This window comes from Bradyrhizobium sp. USDA 372 (assembly GCF_053629095.1).
The window spans coordinates 2,119,423-2,142,339 of record NZ_JBRJHR010000001.1 but is presented as its reverse complement, the minus strand read 5'-3'; the positions used below and the strand labels follow the sequence as shown (position 1 = coordinate 2,142,339).

General features: G+C 65.7%; 20 protein-coding genes and 1 pseudogene. 12 read left to right on the top strand and 9 right to left on the bottom strand.

What is annotated here, in order from left to right; all coding sequences use genetic code 11:
- The first annotated feature begins 224 nt into the window (after positions 1 to 224).
- The 7 genes and pseudogenes from AB7M16_RS10355 (at position 225) to AB7M16_RS10325 (ending at position 8,289) form a co-directional block, all read left to right on the top strand.
- Positions 225 to 617, top strand: a complete 393-nt coding sequence (locus AB7M16_RS10355) for a BlaI/MecI/CopY family transcriptional regulator (protein ID WP_212258346.1) — start codon at positions 225 to 227, stop codon at positions 615 to 617.
- Positions 614 to 3,135 (top strand): annotated as a pseudogene (locus tag AB7M16_RS10350) (M56 family metallopeptidase). The gene AB7M16_RS10355 and the pseudogene AB7M16_RS10350 overlap by 4 nt, the downstream one beginning before the upstream one ends.
- A 165-nt stretch (positions 3,136 to 3,300) precedes the next feature.
- Entirely contained in the window at positions 3,301 to 4,755 is a 1,455-nt protein-coding gene (locus tag AB7M16_RS10345) for a DUF1800 domain-containing protein (protein WP_453943838.1), read from the top strand.
- Between the two features lie 2 nt (positions 4,756 to 4,757).
- Positions 4,758 to 6,008, top strand: coding sequence for a DUF1501 domain-containing protein (locus tag AB7M16_RS10340; protein WP_453943837.1), 1,251 nt, complete (start codon positions 4,758 to 4,760; stop codon positions 6,006 to 6,008).
- 175 nt (positions 6,009 to 6,183) lie between these two features.
- A complete protein-coding gene (locus tag AB7M16_RS10335) occupies positions 6,184 to 7,353 on the top strand; it encodes a serine hydrolase domain-containing protein (protein WP_453943836.1) in 1,170 nt (389 codons plus the stop codon).
- Positions 7,354 to 7,520: 167 nt separating this feature from the next.
- On the top strand, positions 7,521 to 8,033 hold the full coding sequence (locus AB7M16_RS10330; protein ID WP_172787411.1) for a septal ring lytic transglycosylase RlpA family protein: 513 nt from the start codon (positions 7,521 to 7,523) through the stop codon (positions 8,031 to 8,033).
- A 100-nt stretch (positions 8,034 to 8,133) separates the two neighbouring features.
- On the top strand, positions 8,134 to 8,289 hold the full coding sequence (locus AB7M16_RS10325) for a hypothetical protein (protein ID WP_172787410.1): 156 nt from the start codon (positions 8,134 to 8,136) through the stop codon (positions 8,287 to 8,289).
- A gap of 269 nt (positions 8,290 to 8,558) precedes the next feature.
- Here AB7M16_RS10325 and AB7M16_RS10320 read toward each other — a convergent pair whose 3' ends face one another.
- The 3 genes from AB7M16_RS10320 to AB7M16_RS10310 form a co-directional block, all read right to left on the bottom strand.
- Positions 8,559 to 8,864 carry a hypothetical protein gene (locus AB7M16_RS10320; RefSeq protein WP_172787409.1) on the bottom strand — a complete coding sequence of 102 codons (306 nt, stop codon included), beginning with the start codon at positions 8,862 to 8,864 and terminating at the stop codon, positions 8,559 to 8,561.
- Positions 8,865 to 8,948: 84 nt separating this feature from the next.
- On the bottom strand, positions 8,949 to 9,221 hold the full coding sequence (locus AB7M16_RS10315; protein ID WP_172787408.1) for a hypothetical protein: 273 nt from the start codon (positions 9,219 to 9,221) through the stop codon (positions 8,949 to 8,951).
- 141 nt (positions 9,222 to 9,362) lie between these two features.
- Positions 9,363 to 10,283: a LysR substrate-binding domain-containing protein gene (locus AB7M16_RS10310; protein WP_453943835.1), complete on the bottom strand. Its 921-nt coding sequence runs from the start codon at positions 10,281 to 10,283 to the stop codon at positions 9,363 to 9,365.
- A gap of 9 nt (positions 10,284 to 10,292) precedes the next feature.
- Here AB7M16_RS10310 and AB7M16_RS10305 point away from each other — a divergent pair, with 9 nt between their 5' ends.
- Positions 10,293 to 11,777 carry an MFS transporter gene (locus AB7M16_RS10305; protein WP_453943834.1) on the top strand — a complete coding sequence of 495 codons (1,485 nt, stop codon included), beginning with the start codon at positions 10,293 to 10,295 and terminating at the stop codon, positions 11,775 to 11,777.
- 88 nt (positions 11,778 to 11,865) lie between these two features.
- On the opposite strand, the gene AB7M16_RS10300 is transcribed toward AB7M16_RS10305, so the two are convergent.
- Complete coding sequence (locus tag AB7M16_RS10300; protein ID WP_172787405.1) at positions 11,866 to 14,550, bottom strand: flavin-containing monooxygenase; 2,685 nt, start codon at positions 14,548 to 14,550, stop codon at positions 11,866 to 11,868.
- Between the two features lie 191 nt (positions 14,551 to 14,741).
- On the opposite strand from AB7M16_RS10300, the gene AB7M16_RS10295 reads away from it, so the two are divergent.
- The gene (locus tag AB7M16_RS10295; protein WP_172787404.1) at positions 14,742 to 14,990 is read left to right on the top strand and encodes a hypothetical protein; all 249 of its coding nucleotides are present in this window, start codon (positions 14,742 to 14,744) and stop codon (positions 14,988 to 14,990) included.
- A gap of 76 nt (positions 14,991 to 15,066) precedes the next feature.
- Positions 15,067 to 16,551 carry a carboxylesterase/lipase family protein gene (locus tag AB7M16_RS10290; protein WP_453943833.1) on the top strand — a complete coding sequence of 495 codons (1,485 nt, stop codon included), beginning with the start codon at positions 15,067 to 15,069 and terminating at the stop codon, positions 16,549 to 16,551.
- A 7-nt stretch (positions 16,552 to 16,558) separates the two neighbouring features.
- Here AB7M16_RS10290 and AB7M16_RS10285 read toward each other — a convergent pair whose 3' ends face one another.
- The gene (locus AB7M16_RS10285) at positions 16,559 to 16,738 is read right to left on the bottom strand and encodes a hypothetical protein (RefSeq protein WP_172787402.1); all 180 of its coding nucleotides are present in this window, start codon (positions 16,736 to 16,738) and stop codon (positions 16,559 to 16,561) included.
- 156 nt (positions 16,739 to 16,894) lie between these two features.
- Between AB7M16_RS10285 and AB7M16_RS10280 the strand changes: the two genes are divergently transcribed.
- On the top strand, positions 16,895 to 17,689 hold the full coding sequence (locus AB7M16_RS10280) for a DODA-type extradiol aromatic ring-opening family dioxygenase (RefSeq protein WP_453943832.1): 795 nt from the start codon (positions 16,895 to 16,897) through the stop codon (positions 17,687 to 17,689).
- Between the two features lie 42 nt (positions 17,690 to 17,731).
- Here AB7M16_RS10280 and AB7M16_RS10275 read toward each other — a convergent pair whose 3' ends face one another.
- The 3 genes from AB7M16_RS10275 to glgC form a co-directional block, all read right to left on the bottom strand.
- Positions 17,732 to 17,992, bottom strand: a complete 261-nt coding sequence (locus AB7M16_RS10275; RefSeq protein ID WP_172787400.1) for a SemiSWEET transporter — start codon at positions 17,990 to 17,992, stop codon at positions 17,732 to 17,734.
- Positions 17,993 to 18,117: 125 nt separating this feature from the next.
- Positions 18,118 to 19,575, bottom strand: coding sequence for a glycogen synthase GlgA (glgA, locus tag AB7M16_RS10270; protein WP_453943831.1), 1,458 nt, complete (start codon positions 19,573 to 19,575; stop codon positions 18,118 to 18,120).
- On the bottom strand, positions 19,572 to 20,834 hold the full coding sequence (gene glgC, locus AB7M16_RS10265) for a glucose-1-phosphate adenylyltransferase (protein ID WP_172787398.1): 1,263 nt from the start codon (positions 20,832 to 20,834) through the stop codon (positions 19,572 to 19,574). The genes glgA and glgC overlap by 4 nt, the downstream gene beginning before the upstream one ends.
- A gap of 341 nt (positions 20,835 to 21,175) precedes the next feature.
- On the opposite strand from glgC, the gene AB7M16_RS10260 reads away from it, so the two are divergent.
- A complete protein-coding gene (locus tag AB7M16_RS10260; RefSeq protein WP_172787397.1) occupies positions 21,176 to 21,616 on the top strand; it encodes a hypothetical protein in 441 nt (146 codons plus the stop codon).
- 123 nt (positions 21,617 to 21,739) lie between these two features.
- Here the strand turns inward: AB7M16_RS10260 and AB7M16_RS10255 are convergent, their stop codons facing one another.
- Positions 21,740 to 22,720, bottom strand: a complete 981-nt coding sequence (locus tag AB7M16_RS10255; protein ID WP_453943830.1) for an ABC transporter substrate-binding protein — start codon at positions 22,718 to 22,720, stop codon at positions 21,740 to 21,742.
- Positions 22,721 to 22,917: the final 197 nt, after the last annotated feature.

Sequence of the window (22,917 nt, the reverse complement as noted above, 5' to 3'; positions counted from 1 at the left end):
GCCGGGTGAGGGCTCTATCCTCTTGGGGAGTCCCACTGCGGAGACACCCTCACCCCGACCCTCTCCCGCAGCGGGAGAGGGAGCGCACCGTCCGTCCGACTCCCGACTCCCAGTTAGGTCGACCCATCGCCACCATCTCAGGTGGAATCGCCATTGTGCTCCGCGGCTGCATATGCGACAGTCTGTAGCGTTACAAGAATACTCAATCCGCAAGGTCAAATGCCATGGACGATCGCCTGCCTGAACTCGGCGACCTCGAGCGTGAGGTCATGCAACTGGTTTGGGCCGATGGTCCGGTCACGGCCGAGATCGTGCGTGAGCGGTTGTCGCGGCGTCTGAAGGAATCCACGGTGCGCACGGTGCTGCGCCGGCTGGAGGAAAAGGGCTATGTCAACCACACGGTGGACGGCCGAACTTACGTGTACCACGCCGCCGAACCCCGCGCGCGCGTTGCGGCCAAGGCGGTGCAGCGCATCGTCGACTGGTTCTGCAACGGCTCGATCGAGGAGGTCCTCGTCGGCATGGTGGACAACAAGATGCTCGACCAGCAGCAATTGCGCTCGCTGGCCGACCAGGTGGCCAAGGCGAAGAAAGCGAGGGGAGTGAAGAAAGAATGATCGCAACTCTGGCGGAGGCGGCGCTGCGCTCCTTTGTGCTGGGAGGCGTCGTCTGGTTCGGTCTCACCCTATTCCGTGTGCGCAATCCGCACGTCCACATGACGGCGTGGGTCGTCGTGCTGATGGCCTCGCTCGCGATGCCATTCGTGATGCATTGGCCGACGCTCACCATCGACCGGCTACCAGCATCGGTGCCGGTGCCGGGCGAATCGTGGCCGGCCGACATCGCGATGCTGGAGATGTCGCAGCCGACCCTGCCGATCGCGCCGGGCGCCGTCGCGGCGCCGCCGGTTGCAAACGGCGTTCTGGTCGACTGGTGGCTGGTGGCGACGATCGTCTATGCCGGCATCGCCGGCCTGTTGCTGCTGCGGCTGGCCATCGGCCTCGGCCTGACCTGGCGCCTGATGCGTGCGGCGAAGCCGGTGAAAGCTGCGCAGCTGATCGATGCCGACATCCGTGTCAGCCGCGACGTCGGCGGTCCCGTCACCTTCGGCTCGACCATTCTGGTGCCGCCGCAATTTGCAGGCTGGGATGCGAAGAAGCGCCTCGCGGTGCTCGCCCATGAAAGCGCGCATGTCGCCAACCGCGATTTCTACGTCCTGTTGCTCGCCTCGCTCAATCGTGCGGTGTTCTGGTTCAGCCCGTTCTCCTGGTGGCAGCTCGCGCGCCTTGCCGAGCTCGCCGAGATCATCAGCGACGCGCAGGCGATCGAGGTGATCGACGACCGGCTGTCCTATGCGGAGATTCTGCTCGATTTTGCCAGCAGCGTGAAGCCACGCCCGGTGGAGCTTGCGATGGCGCGGGCTTCGACCGTGCGCGCCCGCGTCGAGCGGATCATCGCGGCCGCCGCGATACCCGTGGCGGTCGGCTGGCGCAAGCGGTTGTGGATCGCGGCCGCGCGATCGCGCCGGCGGTGATCGTGTCGACCGGCATGATCGCCTATCGCACGCCGGACCCTGCGCCCGCTATCGCCGACGGCGGCGAGGTGCCGGCCCAGCATTACCGCCCCTTCGTCAATTTCTACGCCATGGGCCCGGCCTCGGTGTTCGCCATCTTCCGCGAGGGAGACGAACTCTACGGCCAGGCGACCGGACAGCGGAAATTGCGCCTGTCGGTCGGCAGCGACGGCACGGCGTCCTACCCGGCCTCGTCCGGCGAAATCACGTTCCCCATCGATGCCGAGCGTCGCTCGGCCGAGCTGACGTTGCGCATGAACGGCCGCGACATTCGCGCGGTTCGTGTCGCGGAGATGCCGGCACCGGCTGCGGAGATCGCGTCGCTCGATCAATATGTCGGCTGGTACCGGCTGGCGCCCAACCGCGTGCTCAGCGTCCGCCGCGACGGCGACCGTCTCTGGCTGCAGGAGACCGGGCAGGGCGCAACGCAGGTGCTCGCCGAGGGCACCGACGCCTTCTCGTTCCGCGGCGACCATCTCGTCGTCTTCCTGCGCGACGAGCAGGCGAAGGTGTCGCGCGTGCTGGTGCAGAACGCGGTTTTCGGTGCCCGCCTCGCGACCCGCGTCGATGCGGCGGTGGCGCAAGCCGTCGAGGCCGACTTCTCGCGCCGCCTCGCCAAGGTCTCCGACCGATTCAGGGAGCAGGTGCCGGTGGCCGGTAGCAAGGAGATGGTCTTGGCCGGCATCGAAGGCTTGCGCCGTGGTACGCCGGACTATGATCGCATGAGCGCGCCGCTCGCGGCCAAGGTCCACCGCTATCTCGCCGAAATGCAAACGACGTTCGTGGCGCTCGGCGCGGTGGAGTCGATCTTCTTCCGCGGCGTCGGCCCGGGCGGCTACGATATCTATGGCGCCAAGTTCGAGAACGGCACGGCTGAATTCCGCCTGCTGCTCGAGCCCGACGGCAAGGCCGGCGACGTCATCTTCCGGGCCGACGGCAATGACGAGCTCGGCGGCATCCTGCCTTGCTCGGAAGAGGCGAACGTGCGCGGCCGCGCCGGCACCTCGCCGATCCGGATCATGGTCTACAATGAGCTCGGCGAGGACATCCGGGTCGTCAATCTCGATGCCGACGGCAATCGCAAGAACCAGAGCGTCGTCAGGTCCAACATGAGCTGGGCGGCCACGACCACCGTGAACAATCCCTGGATGATCGCCGACAAGTCGGGACGGTGCCTGGAAATCCTGATGCCGGGCCGGCAGACGCGCTTCCACAATGTCGAGGCGTCGAACCTCGGCGCAAAGCCGGGGCGTGCCGCGCGCCGCGCTGTTCCGATCGCCAATGGCGAAGAGATGCTGCGCCGTTACATCGAAGATCTCGGCAGGGGACAGCCCGACTACGACCGTATGACGTCGGAAGTAGCCGACATCACGCGTCAGCAATTGCCGTTCGACCAGGCGATCCTGGCGCGACTCGGCGCCTTGCGTGCGGTCTCGTTCCGCGGCGTCACCGCGCTCGACAGCGACATCTATATCGCCCAGTTCGCCAATGGTTCGGCGGAATGGCGGATCGGCGTCAGGAACGGCGTGATCACCAAGATCGCGCTCGGGCCCAACTTTTAGGATCGCGACGCCGTCCGTCGCATCCGACGGGCGGTTCACGATAGCCGGACGGAGATGCCGCAATCTTCGCTTGTCCGGGCGCATCTCGAGTGCTACGATGCGTAGCATTACCGTTCGTAGCCTCGCGCCGCGTGTCGGCAGGCTCGAGAAAAATGGGCGTCCGCCATGAGCAATCCTGCAAGGGCCGAGACCGTGCTTGCGCTGCAGCGCTTCGGCATGGGGCCGCGGCCGGGATCGATCGCCGCAATGGGCTCGGACCCGCGCGGCGCGTTGATCGCCGAGCTCGACCGGCCGCTCACGCTGACCGCCGCCGCTGGGCTTCCCACAAGCGCCAGGGCCTTCCGCACCGTGGCCGACGCCAACGCCCGCCGGACAGCGCGGGTCAAGCAGGCGCAGCAGCAGGCCAAGAAGCAGCAGATGGCGGCGGCCGCGCCGGCGATGTCGGAAGACCAGGCGCAAGGTCAAGTGCAGGACAAGGACGCCGCCGAGATGGCGGCCAAGCAGGCGGCCGACGCCGTTCCCGATCCCGGACGTCCGATGTACTTGCAGGAAGCCAAGCTGCGCACCGAAGCCGCGCTCGCCGCCGAGATCGGCTTTGCCGAGCGGCTGGTGTGGTTCTGGTCCAACCATTTCTGCGTCTCGGCCAACAAGATCCAGAGCATGTCAGGCGCCTATGAGCGCGAGGCAGTTCGCGCCAATGCGCTCGGCCGTTTCGTCGATCTGCTGCTCGCCGTCGAAGGCCATCCGGCGATGCTGTTCTATCTCGACAATCTGGAATCGATGGGCGCGAACTCGATCGCCGGCATCAATCGCAGCCGCGGCCTCAACGAGAACATCGCGCGCGAGATCATGGAGCTGCACACGCTCGGTGTGCGCACCGGATACACCCAGGACGACGTGATCAGCTTCGCCAACGTCATGACCGGCTGGACGCTGGTGCCGCCGGGCGCCGATCCCCAGCACGGCGGCGAGTTCACCTTCAATCCGCGGCTGCACGAGCCAGGCGGCCAGACCGTGCTCGGCAAGCGCTACGAGCAGGAGGATGCCGAGCAGGGCCGCGCCGTGTTGCGCGACCTCGCCGCGCATCCGGCGACCTCAACCCACGTCGCGACCAGGCTGGCCCGGCACTTCGTCGCCGACGAGCCGCCGCCGGCTCTGGTCGAGCAGATGGCGAAGACCTTTCGCGACACCGAGGGCGACCTCAAGCAGCTCGCAATCGCGATGGTGTCGTCGGACGAGGCATGGCGTGGACCGCCGTCAAAGCTCAAGCGTCCCGGCGAATGGGTCGTCGGCATGGTGCGGGCGACCGGCATCACGGTCGTCGATCCCGTCCTCTACACCGGTGGCCAGCAGCTGCTCGGCGAGCCGCTATGGCGTCCATCATCGCCCAAGGGCTATCCGGACGACGAGGCGAGCTGGATCGACGGTGTCGGCCGGCGGCTCGACGTCGCCAACAATTTTGCCGAGCGCATCACCGGCATGGCCGATCCGCAAGTCATCATCGAGGACGTCTTTGCATCCGAGATCGCACCTGAGGTGAAGCAGGCGGTCGGCCGCGCCGAGAGCCGGCAGCAGGCGCTCGCGCTGCTGTTCATGTCGGCGGATTTTCAGAGGAGGTGAGCATGGGCCTTGATCGTCATCTGCCCACGCGGCGCGAGCTTCTGGCCGGCTCCGGGGCGCTGTTCGCATGGAGTCAGATGCCGCGGATCGCGCGCGCGGAAGGGCGCGATCCGCGCCTGCTCGTCGTCATCCTGCGCGGCGCGCTCGATGGCCTCGGCGCGGTGGCACCGGTCGGCGATCCCGACTGGGTCGCCCTGCGCGGCGATCGCGCGCTGCTGCTCGACGGCAAGCCGGCGGCGCTGCCGCTCCATTCCTTCTTCGCGCTCAATCCGGCGATGCCGAACCTGCATCGGCTCTACAAGAGCGGCAAGGCCGTGATCGTCCACGCCACGGCGACGCCCTATCGCGAGCGCTCGCATTTCGACGGCCAGGACGTGCTGGAGAGCGGCTTCACCAGGCCCGGTGCGACCGCTTCGGGATGGCTCAATCGTGCGCTGCTGGCGATGGAGTCCGGCGGTCGGGTCGATCCGCGCGGCAGCCGCGCGCTCGGCATCGGCTCGGTGACGCCGCTGGTGGTGCGCGGCTCCGCGCCAGTGATGACCTGGGTGCCGCAAAAACTCCTGCCGGCGAGCCAGGATACGCAGAACCGCCTGCTCGACCTCTATCAGCACACCGACCCGAAGCTGGCGACCGTGCTGCAGGCGCGCATGAAGCTCGCCTCGCTCGACGGTGCGAGGGGTACGGGCGATCCGATGTCGGACGATCCGACGCTGGCGCCGCCGGGCATTGCGCGCGTGCGCGCCTACTTCGCGGAGGCCGCCGGCACCGCCGCGCGCTATCTCGCCAAGCCCGACGGCCCGCGCGTCGGCGCGATGGGCTTCGTCGGCTGGGACACGCACATCGCCGAAGGCGCGGCCTCGGGCCAGCTCTACAATCTGCTCGGCGCGCTCGACGGCGCGTTCGCGGCGATCGAAAGCAACATGGGCGAGGTGTGGCACGAAACCGTGGTCGCCATCGTCACCGAGTTCGGCCGCACCGCGCGCATCAACGGCACGCAGGGGACGGACCATGGCACGGGCACGGTTGCCTTCCTCATCGGCGGCGGGCTCGCCGGCGGCCGCGTGATCGCGGATTGGCCGGGCCTGAAGGCGGCGCAACTGCTCGACGATCGCGATCTCAAGCCGACCACGGATCTGCGCGCCGTGCTGAAGGGCCTGCTCAGGGATCATCTGCGTGTCGAGGAGAAGATCCTCGCCGAGACGGTCTTCCCCGATAGCGCCGAAATCAAACCGATGGGAGGCCTCGTGGCCTAAAGAGCGATGTGCACATTGACGCAACGCGAACTTGATTTTCTTGCCAGTCTGAAGACCAGCTGGCGACAGCTCTATTGGCGTGAATTCGCGCGCATCCTTCGAGAGAGCGCGCAGTCGGGCTACGCCAGCGCCGAAATTTGCTCGGCGCCGCGACAGGGGTGACGGGAGACTTCGAATGCGGCGGCGTCAATTCATGTCACTCCTCGGCGGAGCCGCACTCGCGCCGCTCTCTGCGTTGCCGGTCTACGCGAACCCGCCGGAAGGCTGCGGTGGTCCGCTCGAGCGAGGCGACGGCTGGCCGGTCGGCTCCGTCAACGACAACAGTCTCGTCAATCGCGAGGCGCTGTGCGGGATGGCGGATCGCCTCGTCTCCAGCGATGCCAACATCCATGCCGTGCTGGTCGCCCGCAATGGCAAGCTGGCGTTCGAGAGCTACTTCAAGGGAGCCGACGAAATTCCCGACCCGATCTACGGCCGCCGTGTGGAAACTCTCGCCTTCGATGCCGACACGCTGCACAACGTGAAGTCGGTCTCGAAGAGCGTCGCGTCACTCGCCGTCGGGATCGCGATCGATCGCGGGCTGATCCGCAGCGTCGACGAACCGATCTTCAGCTTCTTCCCCGAACTGTCCGACCTGCGGTCCCCCGAAAAGGATCGTATCCGGTTGGTGCACGCGCTGACCATGTCGATGGGCCTGAAGTGGATCGAGGCGACTCCTGCAACGGGCGACTACGACAACGACGAGTCGCGCATGCATATGGCATGGGATCCGTGTCGTTACGTTCTCGGTCTTCCCGTGACGGCCGCGCCGGGGCAGGAATTCTTCTATAACACCGGCGCACTCACTCTGGTGTCGGCCATCATCCGCAAGGCGACCGGACGTCCTCTCGATGAATTCGCGCGTGAGGCATTGTTCGAGCCTTTGGGAATCACCAGCACGACGTGGGCTCGGTACCGTGGAGACACCGATGCGGGAGGAGGGTTGCGACTGCGGCCGCGCGACATGGCAAAGATCGGCCAGCTGGTCCTTGCGGGCGGCCGCTGGAACGGCCGCGGGATCGTTTCCAAGGCCTGGATCGACGCCTCGACTGCTGAGAAGATCAAGGGGACGGACAATCAATCCTACGGATATCTGTGGTGGCTCGGCCAAGCGCGCGTCAACGACCGGAAGATCAACTGGATCGGTGCGCTGGGGCGCGGCGGGCAGTCGATCCGCATCGTGCCGGAGCTCGATCTCGTCGTCGCCGTGACGGCGGGCTACTACCAGGACTACAGCCCGCAAGCGTTTCGATTGCAGTTCGGCGTTTTCAGGGACGTCTTGCGCGCGATCCCCCCTCCGGCCTGAGCGCAGCTGCCGACTCCGGCGGCGGGTTCTGTCCCGATTCAGGACAGTCACTGTGGTGGAATCGTCACAGCTGGCGCGAAACGGCCGCGGCCCCAGAGCCGCTTTTGTTCCGACAAGGTTCTGCCCTCATTCCCCACGGAAACTTGGGGTTGTTCGGAGGGCGCATCATGTCTCGCATTGCAAGTGCCGAAACTGCCCGGATGTCGCTGGCTAGCTCGAGCCGGCTATTGCTCGCGGTCCTGGGGGCCGCATCGCTCGCCGCCTGCGCGCAATCGCCGGTCGGCCGTCAGAAAGCCGATCTCGCCGGAACAACCCGGCAAGCCGCGGTGGAGCGCCCGCACAGGGTGGCGGCGCTGCATCCACGCCCGATCAGCCGGGCGCGCAGCTCCGAGGGTAAGCAGACGGCTTCGCATGGCGTCGCGAGCTTCTATTCGGATACGGAGACCGCGAGCGGCGAGAAGTTCGACAAGAACGAATTGACCGCGGCGCATCCCACCCTGCCGTTCGGCACCAAGCTGCGCGTCACTGAGACCTCCTCCGGCCGTTTCGTCACGGTCAGGGTCAACGACCGCGGGCCCTTCGTGCGCGGACGCGTGGTCGACATCTCGCCTTCCGCCGCCGAGGCGCTCGGCATGGTCGACAAGGGCATCACCAATGTCAGGCTCGAGGTCGTGCGATAGGGCACGCGTTGCGAACGATGCGGCGCGCTTAACCGGCTGTTAGCGGCTTTTCGAGCACCATGGCTGTCCGCACAATTCGGGGCTTTGGGGGAGGCGGCGCTTGAACACGATCCAGCATCTCGAAGATCAGGCTGCGCGCGCCGAGCGGCTCGCCAAACGGATCACCGATACGCTGACGATCGAAAAGCTGCTGACCTTCGCCGGCGAACGCCGCCGCGAGATCGAGGTCATCGCCGGTAAGCACCGCCGCAACTAAGTCCCGCGTTCCATGCTCCGATCGCATCCGCCCTCGCCGGAAGGCGCGGAACTTCTCCTTTTTCCCGGCGTCATTCCGGTGATGCAAGAAGGAGGAGGACATCATGGGTTTTGGACGAGGTGCTTTGCTTTGGTTGCTTGGCGTGCCGCTGCCGATCGTTCTGCTGCTGGCATTGTTCTGGCACCACTGAGGTGACGACACGAAAAGCGCCGCGGGAGCGGCGCTTTTTTGTTGGGCGCGATGTGCAACGTTTGAGGTGCGATGCGCCCTCAGCTATGGCTCTCGACGAAGTCGCTGAGATAGTCGGGCAGCTCTATGCCATAGATGTCGCAGCGTGCCTTTATCGCGCCGGCGACCTCGGTCGAGATGTCCTTGATCCAGTGTTCGAGCGTGTTGAACGAGATCACCTTGACGGGATCGTTGAAGCAGCCAGCGACGAACTCGCCGATGGTGGCTTCGAGATCGCTGCGCTCGATGCGGATTTCAGTCGCAATGTCGAGACGGTCGACGACGACGAAGAGGGTTTGGTCCGCGCCATAGGGCACGACGGGAGATGCAACGCCAGCTTCAAGCATGTGAGGCGCTCACGAGTTGACTTCCGATCTCCGACAACGGGAAAAACCGGAAGAAGGTTCCTACGCACGTGCTTGTGAAAGCCGTCAGAGAAATTCCCGCCAGCGTGATAGTTCGATGACGTGTTCGGGGGAGAGAACGGCGGTAACCAGCGGCGGCTGCGGCGCCGTGCGGATCTCATAGAGATGCCGGGTCGCCGCCGGCTTTTGCATGAAGGCCGAGATGCATTGGTCGAGCGTCCCCTCGCTCACCTGGTAGGGCTCGCGGTCCGGTCGGCGCTGGTTGCCGAGTGACGGCCATTTATGCAGCGCCGCAAGCGCGCCGAAATCGACTTTTGACTCCGCAACAACGTCCCCCATCGCCCTGCCTCACGCAAAAGACGACCCCAGCACACGTGCTCGCGTGCCGGGGCCCATACACCTGTCGCTGCATCTCAATGCCACCAGCCCCAACGCGGCATCCGGGAAAAGGTTCCCGGCTCATCGGCTACGGCGCGGGGCTCAAGCGCTCGGGATCTTCGGAATTTGCAATATCCAGCCGACAAACGCCATTACGCGGGGATCTTTGGCCATTGCCGCGGGCCAGCGCACGATTTGAGCCTTGCTCGACGGCAAGTCCCACGATTGCGGAAGCACCCGTACCAGTCTGCCGTCCTTGAGCGCATCCTGGACCAGCAGCGAACGCGCGAGCACGATCCCGTTGCCGGCCAGGGCGGCGGCTATGGCGGTGGCTATCGTTGCAAAGCGTATCTCGGCGGGTGGCGGGCGGCCGAGACCCAATCGTTCGAACCAGGAGGTCCACGACCATTCGACCCCGCGGTCTTCGCCGATCCGGCCCTTGTGCAGGAGCGGCAACGATTTGAGGCGCGTCACGTCGGTCAGCGGTTGCTGGCCAGGCAGCAGGCGTGGGTGGCAGACGGGGTAAACATGCTCGCGAACCAGCAAACGCTGCGTGGACGTTGGCCTCAAGCCCGCTGCTGGTTGCCACACCACCGCGACGTCAAGATCGGTCGACCTCGCATGTGCGTCGGGTTCACGTACGGCCAGCTCGACCGGTATGCCGGGATGTGCTTGCGCAAAATCGGGCAAGCGGCGCACGAGCCAATAGTCGGCAAGCGCTGCACCGACGCCCACTTTCAAGGCCGGAGGCGGAGCGGCGGCGCGACAAAGCGCACGAAAATCCGCCATCCTGTCGAGCAAACCGGCCAACTCGTTCGAGAGGGCAATACCGGCGGGCGTGGCGCACAAGCCGCTCGGCTGCCGAACGAGGAGGGGCGTCCCGACGAAGTCCTCGAGCTTGCGGAGCCGATGGCTGACCGCGCTCTGCGTGAGCCCGAGCTCCGCGGAGGCGCGCGTGACGCTCGCATGTCTCAAGGCTGCCTCGAACGCAAGCAGACCGTCGAAGGGAGGAAATGAACGCATTGCATCATCATGAAACATTTTCATGCCGATGTGAATGCATTGCATTGGCGCAGGCTTCGCCCCGGCATGCATATCGGTACCAGACGCTTTCACGATGGGGCAACGATGATCACGCCTGAACCCGACATGCAGTCCCCACGCCGTTGGCACGACCTGCTGCCAGCGATGGTGCTCGGCATGGCGGCCTTTCTGACGCAATTCGACGTAACCGCGGTTGTTGTCGCGATGCCGGCCATGGCCGCCGAACTCGGTTTCGGCGGCGCTGCCTATGCCTGGGTCATGGATGCCTACAGCCTGGCATTTACCGGCGGGCTACTCGCCGCGGGCGCGCTGGCCGACAAGTATGGACGCCGACGCGCTCTGCTTGGCGGCAACGTCGTGTTCCTGGTCGGATCGATCATTTGCGGCTTCGCGGCGGGTGGTCCGATGCTGTGGGGTGCGCGTGCAGTTCAAGGCCTCGGCGCGGCGTTCGTTATCACGGGAGGCATTGCGCTGCTTGCGAATGCCTATGCCCGGCCTGACGAGCGCGCCCGCGCCTTTGCATTCATGGGCGTGCTCTCGGGCACCGCCATGGCGCTCGGACCAGTGCTCGGAGGACTCGTCTCGGCCTGGTTCGGATGGCGCTGGATCTTCCTGGCCAATATCCCGCTTTGTCTGCTCACGCTTCTGGCCGTTCCGCGGCTGGTCGCAGAATCGCGTGATCCTGCCGGCCGCCCGCTGGACTGGAGCGGCGTCGTGCTTCTCACGTTTGCGCTTGATCTTGCGATCGAGAGCCTGCTGAGGGGAGGTGCAATGCCGGCCCGGATTGCAGCGGGCCTCGGGCTGAGCGCGTGTCTGCTCGCCATCTTCGTGATGCAGCAGCGGCGCCGGCCCGTGCCGATTTTCGACCCCGCTGTGTTCATTCGGCCGGTCATGGTCGGCATTTCCTCGCTGCTGATTGCTGTTTCCGTTGGATACTGGGCGGTTCTCGTCTATCTGCCGCCGTTCCTGAACGCAGCGTTCGGCTGGTCAGGTCCGTCCGTTGGCTTCGCAATGCTCTTCGCGACGTTGCCGATGCTTCTGCTGCCGCCCTATGGCGCTCGCCTCGCAACACGCTGGGGCTGGCGCCGGCTGTTCGCGACGGCGATGCTGGCGCTGCTGGCAGGCGATCTCATTCTGGTCCTGGCCGCGAGCGGCTGGCTCCCGAACGCACAAGTCGTTCTCGCTGCTGCGGCAACCGGAATGCTGTTGGCCGGGATTGGCGCAGTCCTCGCGCATCCGCAACTGTCGAGCGCGGTCGTTGCGTTGGTGCCTCCGGACCAAACGGGCATGGCCTCGGCGGTCACCGTGGTCATGCGGCAGGCCGGATTTGCGCTCGGCATCGCAATGCTCGGTGCGATCCTATCGGACGAAGCAACGGCTGCCGGTTACGCATGGCCCTGGCTTGTTGCGGCGATTGGATCAGCAGGCGGGCTCGTCGCCGCATCGATGTTGCTGCCTGACCAGCAGCCGTAGCTGTATCTGGTGGAGACAGCCGGCTGCCGGGGCCACACCAATCGCCACGCCGGCCGGGAAACGGTTCCCGGCCGCGCCGTTTTCCGGTTCAGCTCGCGGCCGCCGCGATCCTGTGCCCCGGGCTGTCATGCTCCTGGCTGCTCTCGCCGCGGCGGACCTCCGGCGGCAGCCCGGCAAAGCGCCGCAAGGCCTCCGCCATCTGCACCCGGCCCGACACGCCTGTGATCACCACGTCCACCATCGCAAAGGACGAGTGGAAGTGGCCGCGTGCCTTGAGCTGCTCGACCGGGACGCCGGCGGCCGCCATTGCCTCGGCATAGGCGACACCCTCGTCCCGCAGCGGATCGAACTCGCAGGTGACCACGAGGGCCGGCGGCAGGCCGGCGACCTTGCCGCGCAGCGGCGAGACCCGCGGATCGGTGCGGTCGGCCGGTGAGCAATAGAGGTCCCAGAACCAGTACATCAGCGAGCGCGTCAGGAAGTAGGCGGTCCCATTGTCCTCGTAGGAGGGGCGATCGAAGCTGCAGTCGGTGACCGGGCAGACCAGAAGCTGGCCGGCGATGGCAGGCCCGCCGCGGTCGCGCGCGAGCTGGCAGGTGACGGCAGCGATGTTGCCGCCGGCGCTCCAGCCGGCAACCAGAACCGGGCCCGGCTTGCCGCCGAGTTCGGCGGCGTGCTCGGCGATCCAGCGCGTGGCCGCATAGCCGTCTTCGGCGGCGGTCGGGAAACGATGCTCAGGTGCGTGGCGATAGCCGACGCTGACGAACATCATGCCGGTCCGCCGCACCATGTCGCGGCAGAACGGCTCGTCCGATTGCTCGTCGCCGAGCACCCAGCCGCCGCCATGGAAATAGACCACGACCGGATGCGGTCCCGGCGTTGCGGGCTTGTAGACACGGTAGGGCAACACACCGTCGGCAATGGGCAGGGTGCCGTCGACGATCTCGCCGATTGGCCGCCCCGCGGGCCGGCCCTTGTTGAACTCGTTGACGAAGGCGCGTGCGCCTTCCGCGCCCATCGACTCGATCGGCGGCAGGTTGAGAGATGCGAGCAGGTTCAGCACCAGCCGCACGTCCGGCTGCAGGCGCACCACCTCGCCGTCATTGCATTGCGCGGCGCCATTGGGGCCGGTGAGCTTGAAGCCGAGCATGCCGCGGCTGACCACCTCGTCGCAGATGCTGCGGTAGGGGCCGACGCCGCCGGTGTAGGGCATCAGCCCCTGCACCTTGCCGGGCACGTTGGCGCCCGTGTACCAGGTGTTGGCGAGCCGGTGCAGCGTCAGCATCGAGCAGTCGGCCATGTGCCTGTTCCAGCCGGCCTGAGCCGTCTCGGTCGGCTCCATCGTGGTGAAGCCGGCATCGCGCAGCGCGGCAAGGCGATCGACTACCCAGTCGGCATGCTGCTCGATCGACACCGCCATGTTCGACAGCACCGATGGGCTGCCGGGGCCGGTGATCATGAAGAAGTTCGGAAAGCCCTCGACCGTGAGGCCGAGATAGGTCTGCGGCCCCTGCGCCCAGACATCGGACAGCGACTTGCCGCCGCGCCCGGTGATCGGATGCACGGCGCGGATCGCGCCGGTCATCGCATCGAAGCCGGTTGCGAACACGATGACGTCGACGTCGAAGCTGCGGCCGTTGGTGGAGATTCCGCTCGCGGTGATCGCCTTGATCGGCTCCTTGCGCAGATTGACCAGCGTGACGTTCGGCCGGTTGTAGGTTGCGTAATAGTTGGTGTCGAGGCAGGGGCGTTTCGCGCCGAACGGATGGTCGTCCGGCATCAGTGCCGCGGCGGTCTCGGGGTCCTTCACCGCGGCGCGGATCTTCTCGCGGATCAGGTCCTGGACGATCTTGTTGCCGTCGAGGTCGACGGCCTGGTCGGCCCAGAGCTGCGTCAGGATGTGGACGAGGTCGCCGGCGGCCCAGGCGCGTTCGAACCGCTCGCGACGCTCGGCATCGCTGAGCTGCCAGCTCACGACCGTCTGCTGCGGGTAGGGCACGCCGGCCATCGACTGCCGTGCCTGCTCGCGATAGGCCGCGCGGTCGCTCTGCAGCAGGCTCATGCGGTCCGCGGGCGCCGGGCCGTTATGCGCCGGCAATGCGAAATTCGGTGTGCGCTGGAAAACGGTCAGATGCGCGGCCTGCTCGGCGATCAGCGGGATCGACTGGATCGCCGACGAGCCCGTGCCGATCACGGCGACGCGCTTTCCTGTGAGATCGACGCCGTCATGCGGCCAGCGCCCGGTGAAATAGACTTCGCCCTTGAAGTCCTTGACGCCGTCGATCTCCGGCGGCTTTGGCGCGGAGAGGCAACCGGTGGCCATGATGTAATGGCGGCATGAGACCGGCGCGCCATGGTCAGTGGTGATGAGCCAGCGCTCCGACGCTTCGTCCCATCTGGCTTCGGTGACCTTGGTCTTGAAACGGATATCGCGGCGCAGATCGTAGCGATCGGCGATGAAGCCGAGGTAGCGCAGGATCTCGGGCTGGGTCGCGTACTTTTCAGACCAGGTCCAGGCGGTCTCGAGCTCCGGATCGAACGTATAGCTGTAGTCGATGGTCTGGATGTCGCAGCGCGCGCCCGGATAGCGGTTCCAATACCAGGTGCCGCCGACATCGCCGGCCTCGTCGAGCCCGACCGCCGAGAACCCTGCCTTGCGCAGGCGATGGAGAAGATAGAGGCCGGCAAATCCGGCGCCGACCACGGCGACATCGACCTTTTGAGCGGTTCCGCGCTCATCGGAGGCACGTGTGGCGACCATTGCGTCAGGCATGGTGTTCCTCCCGTAGGTTTTGTTTTGGCGGCAGGCTATCGCCGCAGGCTCAGCTTGTCATCAGAGCAAGTGCAATCTTAGGGTGGTCGTTTGCGGCGGCTTCGTGACCGCGCGAATGTTGCGGCACCACACGCACCGCGATGCACAATGGCCGTGATAGCCCGGGGTAATCAGCCATCATCCTTCTGTGTATGCTTGCGCTTACAAGCCACGCGTACCGCCCGGGCGTCATGACAGAGTTGAGTGAGCGAACCAAAGCGAACATGGACGTCGTTCTCGAGCAGACGTGCCGGCAACTGCCGCATGGCGGCGATCACGACAGCCGCAGGTTCATCGCCGAGCGCCTGATCGAGGCGGCGCAATCCGGCCACTCCACGCTGGGCGAGCTCGGCATCGTCGCGCGCCGCGCGCTCGCCGAGCTGATCGGCAAAGGCGGCTAGGCGCAGGCGCGAGGCTTGCCTCGCCGACGGCTCCGGACATAACCTGCCGGAATCCTTCATCGAGATCGTTTCGAAGATGCGGGCCCTGCTTGCATTCGTTGCGGCTATCGCAGTCCTGTGTGGCGTCGGCTCGGCCGTCGCCCAGTCGGTCGGACAATTTCCATTCGCGCTGACGCGGGAAGGGCAGATGCTCGGCGCCGTGGAGGGCGAGGTGGCCTCGTTCAGGGGGCTGGCTTACGCGGCGCCGCCGGTCGGGGCGCTGCGCTGGCAACCGCCGCAACCGACGACCGAAAGCTCGGAGATGCGCACCGCCTACGACCACGGCGCGCCGTGCCTTCAGCCGGCGTTGCCCGTGGCGAGCGAAGATTGCCTGACGCTGAACGTGTTCCGTCCTTTCGGGGTCGATGGCCCATTGCCGGTGATGGTGTTCATCCATGGCGGCGCGTTCGCCACGGGGACCGCGAACGATCCGCTGTTCGATGGCGCCAAGCTGGCGCAGGCGGGCCTCATTGTCGTCACCGTGAATTATCGCCTCGGCGCGCTCGGCTGGCTCACGTATCCCGCGCTGTCGAACGCCGGCTCCGGAAATCTCGGCCTGATGGACCAGGTCGCCGCGCTGCATTGGGTGCACGACAACATCGCGGCCTTCGGCGGTGATCCGAGCAACGTCACTCTGTTTGGTAGCGATGCAGGGGCGACATCGATCGCGCTGCTGATGCTGTCCGCGCCAGCGCGCGATCTCTTCCACAAGGCCATTCTGCAATCGGTGCCAGGCCGCGCGCGGCTGCGTTCGGCAGAAGAGGCGGAGGCCATCGGCCGGCTCTTCGTGGCCGCGCTTGGGTCGAAGACGGATCTGCGCGCAGTCGAGCCGCGGCGCCTGCTGGCTGCCGAACAGCAATTGCTGGAGAAATCGCCGCCCAGCTTTGCACCGATGATGGATGGACGTCTCGTGACCGAGGACCTCGCCGCAGGTTTTGCGGCCGGACGCCAAAGCCGCATTCCCTTGATCATCGGCTCGAATGAGGACGAGACCGGCTTGGAGAACGAGACCGCGATCAAGGAGGAGCTTGCGCCGCCGGGCACGAGCAGTGAGGAATTGCGCAAGCTCTATCCCGATCTCACCAGACCGTCGGATCTCGCGGCAAAAGTCTACACCGACAAGGTCTTCTCCGAGCCGGTGCGGCTGCTGGCCCGCCTGCACGCGGCAAGCGGCGCGCCGACCTTTCGCTACCGCTTCGCCTATGTGCCGGAAGCGCGGCGCGCCAATCCGGACCTCGGCCACGGGCGCGAGCTGCAGTTCATCTTCGGTGCGGAAGGCGTGCCCGGTGCGGGCATCCTGTCGCGACGCGACCGCGAGGTCGCAAGCCGCTTGCGCGCCTACTGGATCAATTTCGCCAGAAGCGGCGATCCCAATGGCCCTGACCTCAATGGTCCCGTCCTGCCGCGCTGGGACGCGGCGGGAGGCGATCGCCTGCTGCTGATCACGAACGGTGGCATCGCGAGCGGCGACGATCCGATCGCGGAGCGTCTCGACCGGCTGGCAAATGAGGGCAGGAGATGAATCGGATTTAAGCCGCGAGCTCGACGCGCGGCGCCGGGCTGAGCCGGTCTTCCTCCAGGTAATCGATCGCGCCGTCCTTCTCGACGGCATAGAATTGCAGGCCATCCCGCGACTTGAAGGCGGCGCGGACGACACCGCGGCGGCCCTTATCACTGTTGACGACGTCCCCCAGCGCAAACTTCCTCATCGCAGGTCTCACTTGTCTTCAAGCCGACTGCTTCGGCCCCGCCGGGGATTCTGGGCGGCAAATCGTTAACGACTTGCTAACCATGCTGCTTTGCCTATGCTCACCGCCAATCGTGCGGACCGTAAGCACGCGCCTGTTGTCAACGAGACGAGCCCGATGACGCGATTTCCGACCCTGTTCCTGTCGCATGGCGGCGGCCCCTGGCCTTTCATGGAGGACAGGCGAGTGCAATATGCCAAGACCGCCGAGGCGTTCGCGAACTTGCCGCAGCTTCTGCCTGAGAGGCCGAAGGCCGTGCTGGTCATCACCGGTCACTGGGAGGCCGACGCCTTCACGGTGTCGACCTCGCCGCACCCGCCGATGGTCTACGACTATTACGGTTTCCCCGAGCATACCTACCACCTCAAATATCCCGCGCCGGGCAAGCCCGAGCTCGCTACGCAAGTGAAGGCGCTGCTCACGCATGCCGGCCTCGATTGCCGCGCAGATCCCGATCAGGGTTTTGATCACGGCACGTTCGTTCCGCTCGGGCTGATGTATCCGAACGCCGACATGCCGATCGTGCTGCTGTCGCTGAAGTCCAGCTATGACGCGGCCGAGCACGTCAAGGTGGGGCAGGCGATCGCATCCTTGCGTGACGAAGGCATCCTGATCGTCGGCAGCGGGCTGACCTATCACAACATGCGCGGCTTCAACCGTCCGGAGTCCAAGCCCGTCTCGTATGATTTCGAAGCCTATTTGAACGAGGCGATCAGCAACCCCGATGCGGCGCGCCGCAACGCGATGCTGGTCGATTGGGAGAATGCGCCGAGCGCACGCCTTGCGCATCCGCGCGAGGATCATCTGCTGCCGCTGATGGTGGCGGCCGGTGCGGCCGGAAGCGACGTCGGACGCCGCGTCTTCGTCGACGAGGTCGCGCATGTGGCGATGGCGTCGTACGTGTTTGGATGATCTTCTCCCTCTCCTCGCAAGCGGGGAGAGGCGAAGAAAGCCTCACCCGTATCTTAGCTTCATCACCAGGATGCCGCCGGCGAGCAGCATGGTGACGGCGTTCGAGGCGATCAGGGGGCCATCGCCCGAGAGCAGGCCGTAGATCAGCCAGAGCGCGAGGCCCAGCACCATCACCAGGAACATGCCGAGCGAGATGTCGCCGGTGGAGCGGGTCTTCCATACCTTGATGGCTTGTGGCGCGTAGGCGACGGTGGTGCAGGTGGCTGCGGCAAAGCCGATCAGCTTGGTCAATAGCGGGTCCATGCGCGCTCTATAGCATGGATTCGGCCATGCCTGGAGCTTCGTTCCGATTTCATCGGAACGAAGCTCCCATTCTTGTTCTGACGCGTTTTCTTGACGCGAACCGATGCCCGCCTCGCTCGAAAACGCTAAACCCCGCGGGCCGCCATGAGATTTCGATACAGCGCGGCATAATCGCCGGCGCGATTGCGCCAGGAGACGTCGGTCGCAAGGCCGCTACGTTGCAGGCGGCGCCAGGTCAGCTTGTCGTGAAAGGCGGTGTTGGCCTTGCGCAGCGTGCCGGCGAGGGCATCCGCCGTCACGGGGGCGAACTTGAAGCCGGTGGCATCGCGGCCGGACGCGTCGGCCGCGCCGATATCGACGATGGTGTCTTCGAGGCCGCCGACGCGGGAGACGATCGGCACGGCGCCATAGCGCAGCGCACAGAGCTGGGTCAGGCCGCACGGTTCGAAGCGCGACGGCACGATCAACGCGTCCGAGCCGGCCTGGATCAGATGCGCCAGGATCTCGTCATAGCCGATCACGACGCCGATCCGGCCGGGATTGGCGCGGGCCGCGGCCTGATAGCGATCCTGCAGATCGCGGTCGCCGCTGCCGAGCAGCGCGAGCTGCATGCCTTCGCGCAGGATGGTCGGGATGGCTTCGAGCAGGAGATCGAGCCCCTTCTGCCAGGACAGCCGGCTGATGACGCCGAGCAGCGGTGCTTCGTCCGGGGAATCGAGGTTGAACTGCTGCTGCAGCACCGCCTTGTTCGCGGCCCGGAATGTCAGGTCCTCCGCGCCGAAGCGATAGGCGATGTGCGGATCGGTTTGCGGATTCCAGACTTCGGTGTCGATGCCGTTGAGGATGCCGCTCAGCACGTCCGACCGTTCACGAAGCAGCCCGCCGAGCCCCATGCCGCCTTCGTCGCTCTGGATTTCCTTCGCGTAGGTCGGCGACACCGTGGTGATGCGATCAGCAAGGCGCAAGCCGGCCTTCAAGAAGCTGATGCCGCCAAAATATTCCAGTTCGTTGACGTTGAAGGCGTGCCAGGGCAGGCCGATCGATCCGATCAGTTCGGGCGCGAACTTGCCCTGATAGGCCATGTTGTGAATGGTCATCACGGTGCCGGGCCGCGGACGATTTTCGTAGTGCAGATAGGCCGGCGCGAGCCCCGCCTGCCAATCGTGGGCGTGCACGACGTCGGGCACGAACGCCGGCACGAGGCCGTGGCCGATATCCGCCGCCACGCGCGACAGCGCAGCGAAGCGCACGCCGTTGTCCGCCCAGTCGACGCCATCGGTGGTAACATAGGGGTTGCCCGGCCGTGCATAGAGATGCGGCACGTCGAGGACGAACAGATCGAGCCCGGCATGCGAGCCTGCCAGCAGCCGTCCGGGGCCGCCGAAATAATCCGGCCAGCGCCGCAGCTCCTCTGTGCCGGACAAAAGGCGCATCACGTCGGGATAGCCCGGCAGCAAGGTGCGCATCTCGACGCCATGCGTCTTCAGCGCAACCGGCAGCGCGCCCGCGACATCTGCGAGGCCGCCGGTCTTGACGAGGGGGTAGACTTCAGAGGCGACCGCGAGGACGCGAACAGGCGTCATGTATTGAGCCTGTCGATCATCGGCTGGGTGATCAGCGAGATGCCCTGCTCGGTGGTGCGGAAGCGCTTTCCGTCGACCTCGGGATCCTCGCCGACGACGAGGCCTTCCGGAATCTCGACGCCGCGGTCGATCACGACGTTTCTCAAGCGGGCGCCGCGGCCGACACTCACGTAAGGCATGATCACGGCATTCTCGACATTGGCGTAGGAGTTGATGCGCACGCCGGTGAACAGCAGCGAGCGGCGCAGCGAGGCGCCGGAGATGATGCAGCCGCCTGAGACCAGCGAGCTCACCGCCTGGCCGCGCCGGCTCTCCTCGTCATGGACGAATTTCGCCGGCGGGGTGATCTCCGCATAGGACCAGATCGGCCAGGCGCGGTCGAACAGGTCGAGCTCGGGCACCACGTCGGTGAGGTCGATATTGGCGGCCCAATAGGCATCGACCGTGCCGACGTCGCGCCAATAGGCGCGGGTGTCGCTGCCGGAGCGGACGCAGGAGGTCGAATATTGGTGCGCCATCGCGCGGCCGTTCTTGACGAGGTAGGGAATGATGTCCTTGCCGAAATCGTGGTTCGAGTTCGGGTCCTCGGCGTCGCGCTTGAGCTGGTCGAACAGGAATTTCGCGTCGAACACGTAGATGCCCATGCTGGCGAGCGAGACGTCGGGCTTGCCCGGCATCGGCGGCGGATCTTTCGGCTTCTCCAGGAACTCCTGAATCCAGCCGTTCTCGTCGATGTGCATGATGCCGAAGCCGGACGATTCCGACCGCGGCATTTCGAGGCAGCCGACGGTGACGTCGGCGCCGCTCTCGACGTGCTGGCGCAGCATCACCTCGTAGTCCATTTTATAGATGTGGTCCCCGGCCAGCACCACGATGAAGCGGCAGGCGTGGGATTCGATGATGTCGATGTTCTGGTACACCGCGTCCGCCGTGCCGACATACCACATGGTCTCGGAGACGCGCTGGCTGGCGGGGAGGATGTCGAAACTCTCGTTGCGTTCGGGACGGAAGAAGTTCCAGCCCATCTGAAGGTGCCGGATCAGGCTGTGCGCCTTGTATTGGGTCGCCACCGCGATACGGCGGATGCCCGAGTTCACCGCGTTCGACAGCGCGAAATCGATGATGCGGGACTTGCCGCCGAAATAGACCGCTGGCTTGGCGCGGCGGTCGGTCAGCTCCAGCAGACGGCTGCCGCGTCCTCCGGCCAAGACAAATGCCAGCGCTTGACGGGCAAGCGGCTCGGGTCTCGCGGCACTCATGTGATCCTCCCACAATTCTGGCGCTCGCCAGAAGCCTCCCCGGCCGCGCACATGGAACCGATAGTAATGGCACGAATAGTAAATCGTGAAGGTGGTTGTTGGTTGCGAATGCACGGGAAGCTTAATGCTTTGCCGGGCGATCGGACCTCAGCCACCCGTCGTGCGGGTGTCACAGGCGACGACGTCGCCCGGCACCGGGTTGATCAGAACGGAGGCAAGCGTCTTGTGCGGTGCACGCAAACTCCAGGCTTTGAAATTCTACGCTTTGACTTGGCGCAAGGATGCCCGATCATGACGCTGCGATCCTTTTCCAAGCGAAAGGACAGACAGGGAGTAAGACGATGAGGATCTGGAAGACGGCAATTGCCTGTTCGCTGGCCGGCGCGGTCGTGGCGGCCCAGATCGGGCAGGCCACGGCGGCCCCGATGCCGACCAACGTCGCGGCGATGAAGGCTGCGGCCGGCGACAACGTCGCGCAGGTGCATTGGCGTGGTGGCGGATGGGGCTGGGGTCTTGGCGGTCTCGCGGCCGGCGCGATCATCGGCAGCGCCATCGCCGCGGGGTCTCCTTACGGCTATTACGGCTACGGCGGCCCCTATTACGGCGGCTACGGCTACGGATATCCGGGCTACGGCTATGGTTATGCCCCCGCTTATTACGGCGGCTACGGCTACGCCCCGGTCTATCCGCGATATTATCGGCCCTATCGCCCGTACTACAGCTATGGCTACTACCGGCCGTACCGCGTCTATCACCGTCACTATTATCGCAGATATTGGTGAGACCGCGCGCCTAGAACGAGAGCCAAACGATCAGGCTCATGCATGCGGCATGCATGAGCACGATCGCGGCGAGATGCAACGGGCCGGGCTCGAGGCGAAGCCGGTGCATCCCGCCGCCTCCGCCTAGTTCGATCCTGCGGCCGCAGCCGTAAAGCTGCGGTCGACGGCTTTGCTGACGTCGAGCTTCTTCGGTAGGATGCCGTAACGCGTCGAGCGGTCGGAGGCTTCCTGCACCTCCTTGATCACATTCTCGTCGATCACGATCGGGCTGGTGCGCTGTGCGGTGTAGGCCGACAGCAGCACGTCCTCCGGCAGTTTTGTTAGTTCGGCCGTGTTCTTCGCGTAGTCACCGAGATGGTCGAGTGACCATAGCCGCGCCTTGTTCAAGCGCTGCACCAGATCCTGCACCGCCGCGCGCTTGGTGGCGATGGCGTTGTCGGAGGCGACGATGAACGTGATGGTCGGCGTCAGCCCTTCGCCGTCGGCGATGACGCGGGCCTTGTCCTTCAACCTCGCGAACGAGACGTAGGGCTCCCACACCGCCCAGGCGTCGATCGAGCCTGCGAGCAGCGCGATCTTGGCATCGACCGGGCCGAGCGGCGCGAAGGTCGCGTCCTCCAGCTTGATCTCTGCCTTCTCCAGCGTTGCGTCGATCAGGAACTGGCCCCAGCCGCCGCGTGTGCCGGCGAGGCGCTTGCCCTTGAGGTCGGCCGCCGATCTGATCGGCGAGTCCTGGCGCACCAGAATGGCCTGCGTTTTCGCATCCGAGCGCGTGCCGCCGATCGCCTTGATCGGCGCGCCGGCGGCATAGACCGAGAGGAACGAGAGATCGCCGGTGTAGCCGACGTCGAGCGCGCCGGCATTGAGCGCTTCGAGGATCGGGGCGGCCGCCGGGAATTCCGACCATTCGATCTTGTAGGGCAGGTCCTTCGCATAGCCGGAGATTTCGAGCAGCGAGCGATTGCCGCCCTTCTGATCGCCGACGCGCAGCACGACAATGTCGGCGGCGAGCGATGCGGCAGCTGACGATAGCATGATGGCAGCGGCGAGCAGCGATGTGGCGAGCCGGCGCGTGATGGAATGGTCGTGAGAGTTGATGCTCATTGGATCCGTCTTGTTGCGTCGCTCACGAAGCGTGAGCGGACGATGCAGCGAGACGCTCGAGTCTATGAGCGCGCGGCACGCCGTCAATGAAATGGCAAACCGTATTGTGCGGGCTTCAGGCAATGACGTTTCAGCGGAGCGTCGCTTTCGAGAATGCGCAGCGTGCGCGGCCGAAGCTGCACAGGGCTGCGGCAGCC

Coding starts and splice junctions, on each gene's coding strand:
- AB7M16_RS10255 (WP_453943830.1), bottom strand. CDS start 22,720: ATGAGCATCAACTCTCACGACCATTCCATCACGCGCCGGCTCGCCACA.
- AB7M16_RS10280 (WP_453943832.1), top strand. CDS start 16,895: ATGACGCGATTTCCGACCCTGTTCCTGTCGCATGGCGGCGGCCCCTGG.
- AB7M16_RS10275 (WP_172787400.1), bottom strand. CDS start 17,992: ATGGACCCGCTATTGACCAAGCTGATCGGCTTTGCCGCAGCCACCTGC.
- AB7M16_RS10345 (WP_453943838.1), top strand. CDS start 3,301: ATGAGCAATCCTGCAAGGGCCGAGACCGTGCTTGCGCTGCAGCGCTTC.
- AB7M16_RS10335 (WP_453943836.1), top strand. CDS start 6,184: ATGCGGCGGCGTCAATTCATGTCACTCCTCGGCGGAGCCGCACTCGCG.
- AB7M16_RS10290 (WP_453943833.1), top strand. CDS start 15,067: ATGCGGGCCCTGCTTGCATTCGTTGCGGCTATCGCAGTCCTGTGTGGC.
- AB7M16_RS10320 (WP_172787409.1), bottom strand. CDS start 8,864: ATGCTTGAAGCTGGCGTTGCATCTCCCGTCGTGCCCTATGGCGCGGAC.
- AB7M16_RS10315 (WP_172787408.1), bottom strand. CDS start 9,221: ATGGGGGACGTTGTTGCGGAGTCAAAAGTCGATTTCGGCGCGCTTGCG.
- AB7M16_RS10330 (WP_172787411.1), top strand. CDS start 7,521: ATGTCTCGCATTGCAAGTGCCGAAACTGCCCGGATGTCGCTGGCTAGC.
- AB7M16_RS10340 (WP_453943837.1), top strand. CDS start 4,758: ATGGGCCTTGATCGTCATCTGCCCACGCGGCGCGAGCTTCTGGCCGGC.
- AB7M16_RS10310 (WP_453943835.1), bottom strand. CDS start 10,283: ATGCGTTCATTTCCTCCCTTCGACGGTCTGCTTGCGTTCGAGGCAGCC.
- AB7M16_RS10300 (WP_172787405.1), bottom strand. CDS start 14,550: ATGCCTGACGCAATGGTCGCCACACGTGCCTCCGATGAGCGCGGAACC.
- glgA (WP_453943831.1), bottom strand. CDS start 19,575: ATGACGCCTGTTCGCGTCCTCGCGGTCGCCTCTGAAGTCTACCCCCTC.
- AB7M16_RS10355 (WP_212258346.1), top strand. CDS start 225: ATGGACGATCGCCTGCCTGAACTCGGCGACCTCGAGCGTGAGGTCATG.
- AB7M16_RS10305 (WP_453943834.1), top strand. CDS start 10,293: ATGAAACATTTTCATGCCGATGTGAATGCATTGCATTGGCGCAGGCTT.
- AB7M16_RS10295 (WP_172787404.1), top strand. CDS start 14,742: ATGCTTGCGCTTACAAGCCACGCGTACCGCCCGGGCGTCATGACAGAG.
- AB7M16_RS10285 (WP_172787402.1), bottom strand. CDS start 16,738: ATGAGGAAGTTTGCGCTGGGGGACGTCGTCAACAGTGATAAGGGCCGC.
- glgC (WP_172787398.1), bottom strand. CDS start 20,834: ATGAGTGCCGCGAGACCCGAGCCGCTTGCCCGTCAAGCGCTGGCATTT.
- AB7M16_RS10260 (WP_172787397.1), top strand. CDS start 21,176: ATGAGGATCTGGAAGACGGCAATTGCCTGTTCGCTGGCCGGCGCGGTC.